The sequence below is a fragment of the Streptomyces fulvorobeus genome, assembly GCF_013167895.1.
Taxonomy (GTDB): domain Bacteria; phylum Actinomycetota; class Actinomycetes; order Streptomycetales; family Streptomycetaceae; genus Streptomyces; species Streptomyces fulvorobeus.
Map to the genome: position 1 here is coordinate 5949977 of NZ_BLWC01000001.1, position 13146 is coordinate 5963122.

The window sequence follows — 13146 nt, forward strand, 5'->3', positions numbered from 1 at the left end:
CCGTGGACGGGCCGTTGTCAGTGCCCGGTGGAATGCTGTCCGCATGGACGAGCTCATGCGGCAGCGCCGGGTCTACGGCGCCGACCACGACGACCCGGACCCCGGCCCGAAGCCGGGCCACGACTACCGGGAGCTGGTCGGCGGTCCCCTCGACGGCCTGCTCCTCGACGTGACCGGGTGGACGGACGCGGCGCTTGCCGAGGGGGCGGCGCTGATCACCGAGATCGGCGCGTACGGCCCCGGCGGACGGGCCGAGTACCGGAGCAGGCAGGCCGACCCGTTGAAGTGGGACTGGTGCGGAGACACCCGCTGAGCCGCGCGTCCGCCGCGACTGCCCCGGCCGTTCGCCGGATGGCTGGGGAACGCGTGGTGAGAGAGGATCGGGGCACGGTGAACGAGATTCTTCCGAGTGCCGAGGATGGGTGATGATCATGGCTGACGAGATCGGCAACCGAGTCCATCAGATGCGCGAGAAGGCCGAACAGCTCTCCCAGGCGGCCGAGCACGCCCCGGACGAGAAGGAGAGCCGCCGGCTCAAGGAGAAGGCCGACCGGCTCCGTGACCAGAGCGAACAGCTGGACTCGATGTCCACGGGCGACGTGTACCCGAGTCACCAGGCTCCGTAGTTCAGTCGGCCGGTGCGCGGAAGGGTTGCCCGCGGCTCCCCTTCGCGCACCGGCACACCTGTTACGCGGTGAGCTTTCCGATCACCTGCCCCGCAGCGCGCGCCCCTTCGGTCGCGCCGCCCTCCATGAAGCCCTGGAAGTCGTAGCTGCAGTGCTCGCCGCCGATGTGGATGTTGCCCTGCGGGGTCCCCTCATAGCCCGCGTAGCGGTGGAGATAACCGACGGGCCAGTACGAGTACGCGCCCAGGGCGTACGGGTTGCGGTGCCAGGCCGAGAGCTGGGCCCTGCCGGTCCACGCCGCTTTCGTACCGGGGAAGAAGGCGTCGATGCCGGTGAGGCGGCGCGCCGCGAGATCACGTACGTACGGGTCGGACTCGGTGGCGAACGGCGTGGTGGGCGCCAGTTCCCGTGCCAGGCGGCCGCTGCCGTACTGGATGAGGATGCCACCGCCGCCCGGCTGGACCTTGGTGGTGTCCCATGTCTGCTGGACGTCGCTGTCCGTGAAGCAGTCGCCCGCGCTGACGCCGTGCCAGGGGCCCGTGCCGCGCCAGGGGCGGGAGGTGAACTGCATGTTGAGCTTGGTGCAGTCACCCATGCGGGCGTCGCGCAGCAGGTTGGTCATGCGCGGGTCGAAGCCCGCCGCCGAGCGGTCGAGCCGCTGGAGCACGGGGAGCGGCACACACAGGATCGTGTGGTCGGCGACGACCGTCGAGACGGTTCCGGCGTCCGTGAAGGTGAGGGTCTGGGTCCCGTTGCTGTTGGCCCGCACGGCCGTCAGCTGCTTGCCCATGCGCAGGGTACCGGCGGGCAGTGCCCGCGCGATGGCGTTCGGGAGCCGGTCGTTGCCGCCTGCGATGTGGTAGCGCTCGTTGGACAGCCCCCAGACGTTGAACCGGCCCGGATTGGTCTGGTAGCCCATGAGCAGTACCAGGGCGAGCGCGGACTGTTCCGTGGTCTCCGCGCCGTACTCCACGTTGTACGCGACGTCCATGAAACGGCCGAGCGGGGAGGTGTGACCGCCGGGGACGCGGGAGTCGATCCACTCGCGGATCGACATCGTGTCCAGCGCGGTCCCGGCGGGCGAGGTCCGGTTCCACCGGACCTCGCCCGCTTCCTGGAGATCGCGGTGCAGCGCCTGGTACACCGCCTTGAAGTCCTCGTCGGCCTGACTCCGCGGGTAGTAGGTCCCGTTGAACCAGAGGACCTCCTCGGCTCCGTTGGGCCCGCCGCCGAGGAAGTCCTCGGTGGCGAGGCCGAACCGGCGGCACAGCTCCAGGATCTTCTTGTGGCTGGTGTCGATCAGCTCGCCGCCGATCTCCGAGGTCTGGCCGTGCGCCCAGTGGTCGCGCTGGGTCCACATCCGTCCCCCGACGCGGTGGGGGTCCGCCTCGTACAGTGTGCAGGCGAGGCTGGCGTCCTTGAGCGTGAGTGCGGCGGTGAGCCCGGCTATGCCGGCTCCCACCACGGCGATCACCGGTGCCTGGCCGCCCGTCACCACCGGGGTGACGGCGGCGGCGGGCCGGGCGGCGAGCCCGGTGCCCAGCGCCGTGCCGAGGCCGAGTGCCGCGGCCCGGCCGAGCAGTTGACGGCGGGTGGAGCCGCGGACGTCGGCGGCGGGCATGCGCAGCCTGCGGGCGGCGGCGTGCTCGGCGGCGAGTCGGCGTAGTGCGTGCATCATGTGTGTACGGGACACGGGAGCTCCTCAGACGGTCGCGGTGGCCTGTTCGGGTCGGGCGTCTGTGCGCTCGGTCGCGTCGTCGAGGACGATGCGGCCGATGATCTCGTAACGTTCCGGCTGTCTGGCCTTGAGGTAGGAGCCGAGCCCGAGTCCGCCGGCGAAGACCGCGCCGACGATCCACGGGATCAGCTCGAAGAAGAAGGAGTCGGCGGCGAGCCCGGCCGCTGTCCTCATGTTGAGGACGAGCAGGACGACGACGGCGATCATGCCGATGCCGCCGAGCAGGGGTGCGGTGAAGGTCCGGAACCAGTGGCGGTCCTCCGGGTGGTTCTTGCGGAAGTAACCGATCACCGCGAAGGAGCAGAGGGTCTGCACGATGAGGATCGCCATCGTGCCGAGGATCGCGAGCAGTGTGTACAGGTGGATGTACGGGTCCTCGCCCGCCAGCCAGAAGGCGCAGACGAGCAGCGTCGCGATGCCGGTCTGGACGTACGAGGCGATGTAGGGGGAGCCGTGGGAGCGGTGGGTCCGGCCGAGCGCGGGGTGCAGGAAGCCCTCACGTCCGATGGCGTAGAGGTAGCGCGACGCGCACTGGTGGAAGGCCATCCCGCAGGCGAACGAACCGGTCAGCAGCAGCCACTGGAAGGCGTCGACGGCCCAGGGCCCGATGAACGACTCCGTGGGGTTGAAGAACAGGTCGAGTGGTGCGGCGGACGAGGACACCGCGACGGACTCCTCCAGCCCGTTGCCCGCGATCGTCATCCAGGAGACGTATATGTAGAAGAGCCCGACGCCGATGACGGAGATGAGGGTCGCCCGGGGGATGACGCGCTTGGGGTCGCGGGACTCCTCGCCGTACATCGCGGTCGACTCGAAGCCCACCCAGGACCAGAAGGCGAAGAAGAGGCCGAGACCGGCGGAGGTGCCGGTGAAGGCGTTGACCGGGTTCAGCGGCTCGGCCGGGATGCCGTCGGGGCCGCCGCCCGCCAGCAGGACGGCCGTGGCGACGGCGAAGAGCACCGCGATCTCGCCCACGAGCATGACCCCGAGCGCCTTGGCGGTGATGTTGATGTCGAAGTACGACAGCACGCCGGTCACGGCGAGCATGCCGACGGCGTAGACGATCCAGGGGATGTCGACTCCGAGCTGGTCGGCGACGGTCGTCTGGCCGAAGTACGCGAAGATCCCGACGATCGACGCCTCGAACACGATGTACGCGAGGACCGCCAGCATGCCGGACGCCAGCCCCGCTGTACGGCCGAGGCCGTGCGAGATGTATCCGTAGAAGGCACCGGCCGCCGTGATGCGCTTCGCCATGGCGACGTAACCGACCGAGAAGACCGTCAGCACCACGGTCGCGAAGAGGTATCCGGCCGGGGCGCCCGTGCCGTTGCCGAACCCCACGGCGATCGGCAGGTTTCCGGTCATCGCCGTGATCGGGGCGGCGGTGGCCACCGCCATGAACACCACGCCGACCAGACCGACCGAGTTCGCCTTGAGCCGCTGGACCTCACGTGTGGGTTTGTCCGCCATGGTGCGCCCTCTCTCGTCCTGCACGGTCCCGTTGGTCCGGGGGCGACAGTCTCGGGCGGGGTGACCTGCGCCACAACAGACACGCGGTCACTCAAACGCGCCGTAGAAGCGACGAGTTGTCGGGGCGGACGGCCCACCGATGTGGTCTGTGACCGCAGGGTGATGTCCAGGAGACATGCGGATGTGCCACAGACCGGCGTGGCGCACCCGGCGTGGTGCGATACCTGGCCACCATGGCGCTCACGCGTCGAAGGAGACGGCATCACGGGCACGGAGGAGAGAACCGCGTGAGGAAGATCGTTCTGGCGATGTCGGTGTCCGTCGACGGCTTCTTCGAGGGCCCCGGCCGCGAGCTCGACTGGCACCTGGTCGACGACGAACTGCACCAGCACTTCAACGACGAGCTCAGGTCCATGAGCGCGTTCCTCGACGGACGGGTCAGCTACGAGCTCATGGCCGGCTACTGGCCGACCGCCGACGCCGCCCCCGGGGCGTCCGGACCGATGGCGGAGTTCGCCGGGATCTGGCGCGAGATGCCGAAGCTCGTCTTCTCCCGGACGTTGGAGCGCGCGGAGTGGAACACCACCATCAGGCGGGAGGTCGTGCCCGAGGAGATCGAGGCGCTCAAGCGGCAACCGGGCGGGGACATGTCACTCGGCGGAGCGGACCTCGCCGCGACCTTCATGCGCCACGACCTGATCGACGCGTACCACCTGTACGTGCACCCCGTCCTCCTCGGCCGCGGCAGACCCCTGTTCCCCGACTCCGCGAGCAGGACCGCGCTCGTCCCCGCGGGGAGCCGCACCTTCGGCAACGGGGTGGTCCTCCTGCGCTACACGAGAAGGCCCCCGCGGACGTCGTGCGGAACTCTCCCGCGTCCGGAGAGCTCATCGCGCGCGACTGATACGGATCGACTGCGAGCGCGCGACGGTCGGCAACGCCGGGTCGACGGAAGGGGCCGCGGTCCCGGGGTCAGGCCAGCAGCTTGCCCGGCAGCCAGCCGAGCTGCGCGGCCTGCTGGAACGGGCCGCCGCCCTCGTGGTCGTTGAAGTGGTACACCTCGATCTCCTTGTCCGCGTGGGCGTACGCGTTGAAGGCGGCGAAAACCGTCGACGGCGGGCACGTCCGGTCCTCCAGAGCCACCGAGAACAGGGCCGGAACCCGGCCGCGCGCCGCGAAGTGGACCCCGTCGAAGTAGGACAGGGTCGCCCGCACCTGCTCGGTCCTGCCCCGGTGGGTCTTGAGGTAGTTGCCGATCTCCCGGTACGGCGACCGGTCGGTGACGGTCAGGGCCCGCGGGTAGTCGCACAGGAACGGCACATCCGGCGCGATGGCCACCAGGTCCGGAACCAGCCCGCCGACCGCCAGCGTGGTCCCGCCGCCCTGGCTCTCACCGATGACCGCGGTGCGCCTGGCGTCGGTCAGAGGATGTGAACGGGCCGCCTCCACCGCCCGTACGGCATCGGTGAACACCCGCCGGTAGTAGTACGTCTCCGGGTCCTCGATGCCACGCGTCATGTAACCGGGGAAGGAGGGGGCGCTGCCCACCGGATCGGCGGTCTCACCCGGCGCCCAGGTGCTGCCCTGCCCGCGGGTGTCCATCACGAAGTGGGCGAAGCCGGCCGACGCCCACAGCAGATGCGAGTGCGGCAGCCCGCGCCCGCCACCGTAGCCGAGGAACTCCACGATGACGGGCAGCGGACGCGTGGTGCCCGCGGGCAGCACCAGCCAGCCCTTGACCGGGTGCCCGCCGAAGCCCGCGAACGTCACGTCGTACACATCGACCGTGCTCAGCCCGGTGTCCGTACGCGGCTCGAACCGGGCGTCCAGGTCATGGGAGCGGGACTCGTCGAGCGTCTTCGACCAGAACGCGTCGAAGTCCTCCGGCTCATCCGACGCGCTGCGGTAGGTGCGCAGTTCGTCGAGGGGCAGATCGAACAGGGACATGGGAAACCACCTTGGTCGCGGGGCTGGGTGATCACACCCTACGGTCAGGGGTTCCCGTCCGGCCCTGGCGTCCGGCGCCTTGGCCGGAGCCAGGGCCCATGGCCGGAACCGATGGCAACTGCGCCTGCCCGTAGGCGAAATGAGCGGTCAGCGCCCTTGACACGCGAGAGAGACACGAGGGCGGGGAGCCCGTGCTCCTCTCCGGCGAGACGGGCCACCCCTGGCGCTATGCCTGACCGGCCCATGGGCGCGGCCGGAGCGCGCGGGTCACTTCTGCAGGGCGTCCAGCGTGGCACCGAGGTCCCTGGCACCGTGCGGCGCGCGGTTGTACGGGAGCCGGGACAGGGCGGCGGCCATCCCGCAGGTGTCGGTCACCGCGGAGAACACCAGCCCGCAACCGATACCGGCGGAGAGCCAGCGGGCCGCCGGGTACCGCGCCCCGGCCAGCAGCCCGGCCACTACCAGCGAACCTGCGGCCAGCCGCACCTGGCGTTCCATCGGCCAGACGGCGCGGGCGCCATCGGGCCGGTCGAGGCCGAGCCCGTCGCCCTCCCAGGCGGAGGTGCCGCCGGTCAGGGAGGCGGCGTCGATGTCAGCGCCCGAAAGGATCTCGCAGGCCCGGGTGGAACGGACGCCGGAGGCGCACACCACGAGCAGCGAGCCCCGCGCGGAGGCGGCCTTGAGAGCGGGCACGGCCTCCTGGAGGCGGTCGAGCGGGATGTTCAGCGCTCCGGGCACATGGCCGGCGGCGTACTCGCCGGGAGCCCGGACGTCGATGACGGTGAACTCGTCCAGGCGGGCCGCGGCCTGTGCGGGGGAGAGGAAAGCGGGGCTGGTCACGATCTGAGGTTCCTTTCGGGGACCGGGCCGGACAGGGGACTCCGTCCCTCCTGCCCCGACGGGCTAGAATACCCCCCTGGGTATGAGGAGGATGCGTGGAACTCGACATGGCGGCCGATGAGCTGAAAGCGGTCCTCAACCGCCTGCGGCGTGCCCAGGGGCAGCTCAACGCGGTCATCAGGATGATCGAGGAGGGGCGGGACTGCGAGGACGTCGTCACCCAGATGGCCGCCGTCTCGCGGGCACTCGACCGCGCCGGTTTCGCGATCATCGCAACGGGCCTGCAGAACTGCATGGCCGAGGGTGCGTCAGATCCCGCCGGCCGCGACCGGATGCGCGCCCGCCTGGAGAAGCTCTTCCTCTCGCTCGCCTGATCCCCGGCCCTGGCGCGACCTGTCCGCCCCGATGAGGGGGGAGCCCGCCCCGCGCCGATGACCCGCGCTCGGCCGCGACATCGCCGCGGCCGTCCGCCGCCGCCCCGGGCTGCTCCTCACGCTCGACCACCGTGACACCTGGGCCGGCGCCGTCTGGAACACCCCGACCACCGGGCGGTCGGCCGGGCCACTCCGGACGCGGCGGGCAACCGGTGCATCTTCCCGGAACTTGGCGAGCAGTGCTGCCCGTGGCGTCCGTACTCCGCCCTCCGGAGGCGGCCCGGCCCCGCCCGCCTCCGGACCTGCGTAGCCGATTGACAAATCCCCTTGCCGATCCTGCAATGGCCGGTATGAACGAACACCACCGGGACGACCCGGAGATCGACGCCGTCCTCACCGGCGTGGGGCCCCGGCTGCGCCGCCTTCGCAAGGAGCGCGACGTCACGCTCGCCGCGCTCTCGGCGGCGACCGGCATCTCCGTGTCCACGCTCTCGCGACTGGAGTCCGGCGGCCGGCGCCCCAGCCTTGAGCTGCTGCTCCCCATCGCGCGCGCCCACGAGGTGCCGCTCGACGACCTCATCGGCGCCCCGCCGGTCGGAGACCCCCGGGTACGGGTCAAGCCGATCGTCCACGACGGGCGCACCGTACTGCCGCTCACCGCCAGACCGGGCGGGCTCCAGGCGTACAAGGTCGTGCACCGGGCCGGCCGCGCGGAGGTCCCGGAGCAGCGGACGCACGAGGGGTACGAGTGGCTCTACGTGCTCTCCGGGAAGCTGCGTCTCCTGCTGGCCGAACACGATCTGGTGCTGGACGCGGGCGAGGCGGCAGAGTTCGACACGCGACTGCCGCACTGGTTCGGGCCGGTGGGGGAGCAACCGGTGGAGTACCTGAGCCTCTTCGGGCCGCAGGGGGAGCGCATGCACGTCAAGGCCAGACCGAAACGGGCCTGACGCGCACGGGAGGCCCGAACCGCCGAGGTGTTCCCAGACCGGCAAGCGACCGCTTAGTATGCGCCGGAGCAGTGGTAATGCCGACAGCGTTGTGGAGGCCCCTCATGCAGGCATGGCGAGTGCACCGGAACGGCGAGCCGAGCGAGGTGATGCAGCTCGAAGAGACGGACCGGCCCACCCCCAGGACGGGCAGGTACTGCTCAGGGTGCGTGCGGCCAACATCAACTTCCCCGACGCGCTGCTCTGCCGGGGTCAGTACCAGGTCCGGCCGCCGCTGCCGTTCACGCCGGGCGTGGAGGTCTGCGGAGAGACGGAGGACGGACGCAGGGTGCTCGCCACCCCCGCCCTTCCCCAGGGCGGCTTCGCCGAGTACGTCGTCGCGGACGAGGCGGCCCTGCTGCCCGCTCCCAAGGGTTTCGACGACGCGGAAGCGGCCGCGCTGCACATCGGCTACCAGACGGGCTGGTTCGGACTCCACCGGCGCGCACACCTCCAGGCGGGCGAGACGCTGCTCGTGCACGCGGCGGCGGGCGGCGTCGGCAGCGCGGCCGTCCAGCTCGGCAAGGCGGCGGGCGCCACCGTCATCGGCGTCGTCGGGGGCCCGGACAAGGCCCGCGTCGCCCGTGAGCTGGGCTGCGACCTCGTCATCGACCGGCGCGAGGAGGACATCGTCGCGGCCGTCAAGGAAGCCACCGGCGGACGCGGCGCGGACGTCGTCTACGACCCCGTGGGAGGCGACGCCTACGCCAAGTCCGTGAAGTGCATCGCCTTCGAGGGCCGCGTCGTCGTCGTGGGCTTCGCCAGCGGCACCGTCCCCGCTCCGGCGCTCAACCACGCCCTCGTCAAGAACTACTCGATCGCCGGACTCCACTGGGGCCTGTACAACACGAAGGACCCCGCCGCCGTGCGCGCCTGCCACGACGAACTGACCGAGCTTGCCGCGCAGGGCGTCATCAAGCCGCTGATCGGCGAGCGCGTCCCCATGGCCGACGCGGCGGACGCCGTCCAGCGCGTCGCCGACGGTGTGACCACCGGCCGCAGCGTCGTGCTCCCGTCAGGAGGTGCCCGATGACCACCACCACACCCGTCGACGCGGACGAAGTCCGGCGCCGCACCCATGAGTTGCTGGCGTCCCACCCTCCGGCGACCACGGACCGCACCGACTTCCTGAAGGCCCGCTTCGACGCGGGTCTCGCCTGGGTGCACTATCCGGCGGGCCTCGGCGGACTCGACGCCCCCCGCGCCCTCCAGCAGGTCGTGGACACCGAGCTCGCCGAGGCGGGGGCCCCCGACAACGACCCGCGCCGCATCGGCATCGGCCTGGGCATGGCCGCGCCCACGATCCTCGGCTACGGCACCGACGAACAGAAGGAGCGCTTCCTGCGTCCCCTCTGGGTCGGTGAGGAGGTCTGGTGCCAGCTCTTCAGCGAGCCGGGCGCCGGCTCCGACCTCGCCGCACTGGGCACGCGCGCCGTCAGGGACGGTGACACCTGGGTGGTGGACGGCCAGAAGGTCTGGACGTCCAGCGCCCATGTGGCCCGGTGGGCGATCCTGATCGCGCGGACCGATCCCGACCTGCCCAAGCACCGGGGCATCAGCTACTTCATCTGCGACATGACCGACCCGGGCGTCGAGGTGCGCCCGCTGCGGCAGATCACCGGCGAGGCCGAGTTCAACGAGGTCTTCCTGACCGGCGTCCGCATCCCCGACAGCAGGCGGCTCGGCCCGGTCGGCGACGGCTGGAGGGTCGCCCAGACCACCCTCATGAACGAGCGCGTCTCGATCGGCGGAGCCCGTATCCCGCGCGAGGGCGGCATGATCGGCACCGTCGCGCGGACCTGGCGCGAGCGCCCCGAACTGCGCACCCACGACCTCCACCAGCGCCTCCTCACCCTCTGGGTCGAGGCCGAGGTCGCCAGGCTCAGCGGCGAACGGCTGCGCCAGCAGCTCGTCGCGGGGCAGCCGGGCCCCGAGGGGTCGGCCATGAAGCTCGCCTTCGCCCGCCTCAACCAGCAGATCAGCGGGCTGGAAGTCGAACTGCTCGGCGAGGAGGGCCTGTTGTACGGCGACTGGACGATGAGCCGTCCGGAGCTGGTCGACTTCACCGGACGCGACGCCGGGTACCGCTACCTGCGCTCCAAGGGCAACTCCATCGAGGGCGGTACCAGCGAGGTACTGCTGAACATCGTCGCCGAGCGCGTACTGGGACTGCCCCCGGAGCCGCGCAACGACAAGGACGTCGCCTGGAAGGACCTTTCCCGATGACCGCACCAGCCGCACAGCCGGGGCAGCACGAACCGGCCCCGATGCCCGTCCTCCTGTACTCCGAGGCGGAGGAGGACCTGCGCGCCGCCGTGCGCGCCCTGCTCGCGGACCGCGCCGACGCGCCGGGCGTCATCGCCCGCGTCGAGTCCGACACACCGTACGACCCCCGGCTCTGGAAGGCGCTCGCCGCCGACATCGGCGCCGCGGGGCTCCTCGTACCGGAGGAGCTCGGCGGTCAGGGTGCCACCTGCCGTGAGGCCGCCGTGGTCCTGGAGGAGCTCGGCCGCAGCGTGGCGCCCGCGCCGTATCTGACGAGTTCGGTCGTCGCCACCGCGACCCTCCTCGCGCTGGCCGCCCAGGAGGGCCCCGTCGTGGAGCTGCTGGGTGACCTGGCCGCAGGGCGCAGGACGGCGGCCCTGGCCGTGTCGTTCTCCGCCCCGGCGGCCGACGAGGCGCAGCCCGCGAGCGCGGTGGACGGCAGGCTGGAGGGGACCGTCACGGGCGTCGCGGACGCTGCGACCGCCGATGTGCTCCTGGTCCCCACCACCGACGGGCTGTACGCGGTCGGGACTGCGTCGGACGGGGTCACCGTCCAGCCGCTCGTCGCCCTCGACCTGACCCGCCCGCTCGCCACCGTCATCCTGGACGGCGCGACCGGTGTCCGTGTCGCCGACGCCGCGTCCGCCGTGCCCGCGGTGGGGCGCGGACTGCTCGTGGGAGCCGGACTCCTCGCCTCCGAGCAGCTCGGGATCGCCGAGTGGTGCCTTGGCGAGACCGTCAGGTACACCCGTGAGCGCCACCAGTTCAACCGGCCGGTGGGCTCCTTCCAGTCACTCAAGCACCGGATGGCGCAGCTCTGGCTGGAGGTCGTCTCCGCCCGCGCCGCCGCGCGCAACGCCGCGGGCGCGCTGGCCGACGGCAGCCCCGACGCGCCGCTCGCGGTCGCCGTGGCCCAGGCGTACTGCTCGGGGGTCGCCGTGCACGCCGCCGAGGAGTGCGTCCAGCTGCACGGCGGGATCGGCATGACCTGGGAGCATCCCGCCCACCTGTACCTGAAGCGGGCCAAGGCCGATTCGATCGCGTACGGGACGGCGGGCCGCCACCGTGAGGTCATCGCGGAGCTGGCCGAGCTTCCGGCGCCGTAAAACCGGACGGGCGCACGCCCGGCGGAGTCAGGGGCGGGGGTACGCGGACGCGTGCCCCCGCCCCCGCATGTTCCGGCCCGGGTATCGCCGCCGCTCACTCGTACGCTTTAATTGCGACACATTCGCAATAACGGTTGATCTTCAATAGGGGTGTGCGGCGTATGAGGGCCCGATCGGTACGGGGAGGGGTCGCGGTCACGCTGGCGACCGTGCTCTCGATCACGGCGGCAGCCTGCTCGAATCCGGGCGGTCCGGGCAAGGGCGCCGCTCCCGCGGACTCCGCGGTCGTGGGGATCGCGTACGAGCCCGACAGCCTCAGCCCTCTGCTCGGCTACGGCAAGGACGGCAACTCCAAGATATTCGACGGGCTGCTCGCCCTCGACGAGGACCTGAAGCTGCGGCCCGCGCTCGCCCGCGCGCTGCCCGTCGTCGGCGACGGCGGGCTCACCTACACGTACGAGCTCCGCCGGGGCGTGAAGTTCAGCGACGGCAAGCCGTTCGGTGCCAGGGACGTCGTCTTCACCTACCGGACCATCCTGGACGCGAAGACGAACAACCCCTCGCGCACCGAGCTGGACGCCGTCAAGGACGTCAGGGCAGTCGGGGACCACGGTGTCGTCTTCACGCTCAAGTACCCCTACGCGCCCTTCGCCCGGCGCACCGTCCTGCCCATCGCCCCGGAACACGTCGCGGGCCGGCAGGACGTCAACAGCGGCACGTTCACCACACGGCCGATCGGCACCGGTCCCTACCTCCTCACCAAGTGGTCCAAGGGCGAGAAGCTGAGCTTCCGGGCCAACCCCGGCTACTGGGGCGGCGAGCCCAAGGTGAAGCGGTTCACCATGGCGATCATCAAGGACGACGACGTGCGCGCCACCCGGCTGCGCTCCGGCGACCTCGACGGCGCGATCCTCCCGCCCAACCTCGCCGAAGGCTTCGAGGACGAGAACGGCCTCACGACGTACACCGCCAAGACCTACGACTACCGCACGGTGACGCTGCCGACCCACAACAAGGTCGCCGGTGACCGCGCGGTCCGGCGTGCGCTCGACATCGCCGTCGACCGCCAGGCCATGGTCGACGCCATCCTGAACGGCGCGGGCAAGCCCGCCTACGGGCCGGTCCCCACCGGCAGCGAGTGGTTCGCCAAGGGCACCGAACGTGTCCACGACCTCGACGCGGCGAGGAAGATCCTCGACGAGGCCGGCTGGAAGCCCGGCAAGGACGGGGTCCGCACCAAGGACGGGGTGCGCGCCGCGTTCCCGCTCTGGTACCTCACCGGGGACAAGCTCCGCCAGGAGCACGCGCTCGCCTACGCCTCCGACGCCAGGAAGGCGGGCATCAACATCACCACCGAGGCCGGCACCTGGGAGGTCATCCAGCCCCGGATGAAGCAGGACGCCGTCCTCGCGGGCGGCGGATCGCCCGCCGACCCCGACTTCGACCAGTACACCCTGCTCATGTCCACCCTGGCGGGCGACGGCTTCAACAACATGGCCTGGTACGACAACAAGGCCGTCGACGAGGCCGTCGAAGCCGGCCGCAGGAGCGGCGGCCCGGCCGCCCGCAAGAAGGCGTACGACACCGTCCAGCGCGAGCTCGCCAAGGACCCCGGCTACACCTTCCTCACCCACATCGACCACGTGTACGTCGTCGGCAGCCGGTTCGGCGACCTCACCACCCAGGTCGAGCCGCACGACCACGGGCTGGCCTCCGGCCCCTGGTGGAACATCGAGAAGTGGACCCCGCGGGGCGCGGACAAGTGAGCCACCGCCTCCCCTGGGGGCC

The 13146-nt window shown here is 71.3% G+C and carries 11 protein-coding genes and 3 pseudogenes; 10 read left to right on the forward strand and 4 right to left on the reverse strand.

The features are described from left to right. Positions 1–43: 43 nt before the first annotated feature. Together Sfulv_RS26965 and Sfulv_RS26970 are read left to right on the forward strand one after the other, a co-directional pair. The gene (locus Sfulv_RS26965) at positions 44–313 is read left to right on the forward strand and encodes a hypothetical protein (RefSeq protein ID WP_173317052.1); all 270 of its coding nucleotides are present in this window, start codon (positions 44–46) and stop codon (positions 311–313) included. 118 nt (positions 314–431) lie between these two features. Then, positions 432–626, forward strand: a complete 195-nt coding sequence (locus Sfulv_RS26970; protein WP_173317053.1) for a DUF6381 family protein — start codon at positions 432–434, stop codon at positions 624–626. Positions 627–687: 61 nt separating this feature from the next. Here the strand turns inward: Sfulv_RS26970 and Sfulv_RS26975 are convergent, their stop codons facing one another. Beyond that, complete coding sequence (locus Sfulv_RS26975) at positions 688–2319, reverse strand: flavin monoamine oxidase family protein (RefSeq protein WP_256669146.1); 1632 nt, start codon at positions 2317–2319, stop codon at positions 688–690. Between the two features lie 9 nt (positions 2320–2328). Next, on the reverse strand, positions 2329–3837 hold the full coding sequence (locus tag Sfulv_RS26980) for an APC family permease (protein ID WP_173318250.1): 1509 nt from the start codon (positions 3835–3837) through the stop codon (positions 2329–2331). Between the two features lie 287 nt (positions 3838–4124). Here Sfulv_RS26980 and Sfulv_RS26985 point away from each other — a divergent pair. Then, positions 4125–4679: pseudogene (locus tag Sfulv_RS26985) on the forward strand (dihydrofolate reductase family protein); the annotation flags it as partial. 130 nt (positions 4680–4809) lie between these two features. Here the strand turns inward: Sfulv_RS26985 and Sfulv_RS26990 are convergent. Then, positions 4810–5784, reverse strand: a complete 975-nt coding sequence (locus Sfulv_RS26990; RefSeq protein ID WP_173317055.1) for an acetylxylan esterase — start codon at positions 5782–5784, stop codon at positions 4810–4812. A gap of 267 nt (positions 5785–6051) precedes the next feature. Beyond that, positions 6052–6624 carry a rhodanese-like domain-containing protein gene (locus Sfulv_RS26995; RefSeq protein WP_173317056.1) on the reverse strand — a complete coding sequence of 191 codons (573 nt, stop codon included), beginning with the start codon at positions 6622–6624 and terminating at the stop codon, positions 6052–6054. Positions 6625–6719: 95 nt separating this feature from the next. On the opposite strand from Sfulv_RS26995, the gene Sfulv_RS27000 reads away from it, so the two are divergent. The 7 genes and pseudogenes from Sfulv_RS27000 to Sfulv_RS27025 all read left to right on the forward strand — a co-directional run bounded on the left by Sfulv_RS27000 (position 6720) and on the right by Sfulv_RS27025 (position 13124). Continuing rightward, complete coding sequence (locus tag Sfulv_RS27000) at positions 6720–6998, forward strand: metal-sensitive transcriptional regulator (RefSeq protein WP_173317057.1); 279 nt, start codon at positions 6720–6722, stop codon at positions 6996–6998. A 64-nt stretch (positions 6999–7062) separates the two neighbouring features. Then, positions 7063–7250, forward strand: a pseudogene (locus Sfulv_RS30805) (PIG-L family deacetylase); the annotation flags it as partial. A gap of 98 nt (positions 7251–7348) precedes the next feature. Then, positions 7349–7948, forward strand: coding sequence for a helix-turn-helix domain-containing protein (locus tag Sfulv_RS27005; protein WP_173317058.1), 600 nt, complete (start codon positions 7349–7351; stop codon positions 7946–7948). A 104-nt stretch (positions 7949–8052) separates the two neighbouring features. Then, positions 8053–9020, forward strand: a pseudogene (locus tag Sfulv_RS27010) (NADPH:quinone oxidoreductase family protein). Then, positions 9017–10213 carry an acyl-CoA dehydrogenase family protein gene (locus tag Sfulv_RS27015; protein ID WP_173317059.1) on the forward strand — a complete coding sequence of 399 codons (1197 nt, stop codon included), beginning with the start codon at positions 9017–9019 and terminating at the stop codon, positions 10211–10213. The pseudogene Sfulv_RS27010 and the gene Sfulv_RS27015 overlap by 4 nt, the downstream one beginning before the upstream one ends. Continuing rightward, a complete protein-coding gene (locus Sfulv_RS27020) occupies positions 10210–11358 on the forward strand; it encodes an acyl-CoA dehydrogenase family protein (RefSeq protein ID WP_173317060.1) in 1149 nt (382 codons plus the stop codon). The genes Sfulv_RS27015 and Sfulv_RS27020 overlap by 4 nt, the downstream gene beginning before the upstream one ends. 161 nt (positions 11359–11519) lie before the next feature. Continuing rightward, a complete protein-coding gene (locus Sfulv_RS27025) occupies positions 11520–13124 on the forward strand; it encodes an ABC transporter substrate-binding protein (RefSeq protein ID WP_173317061.1) in 1605 nt (534 codons plus the stop codon). The last annotated feature ends 22 nt before the right edge of the window (positions 13125–13146 follow it).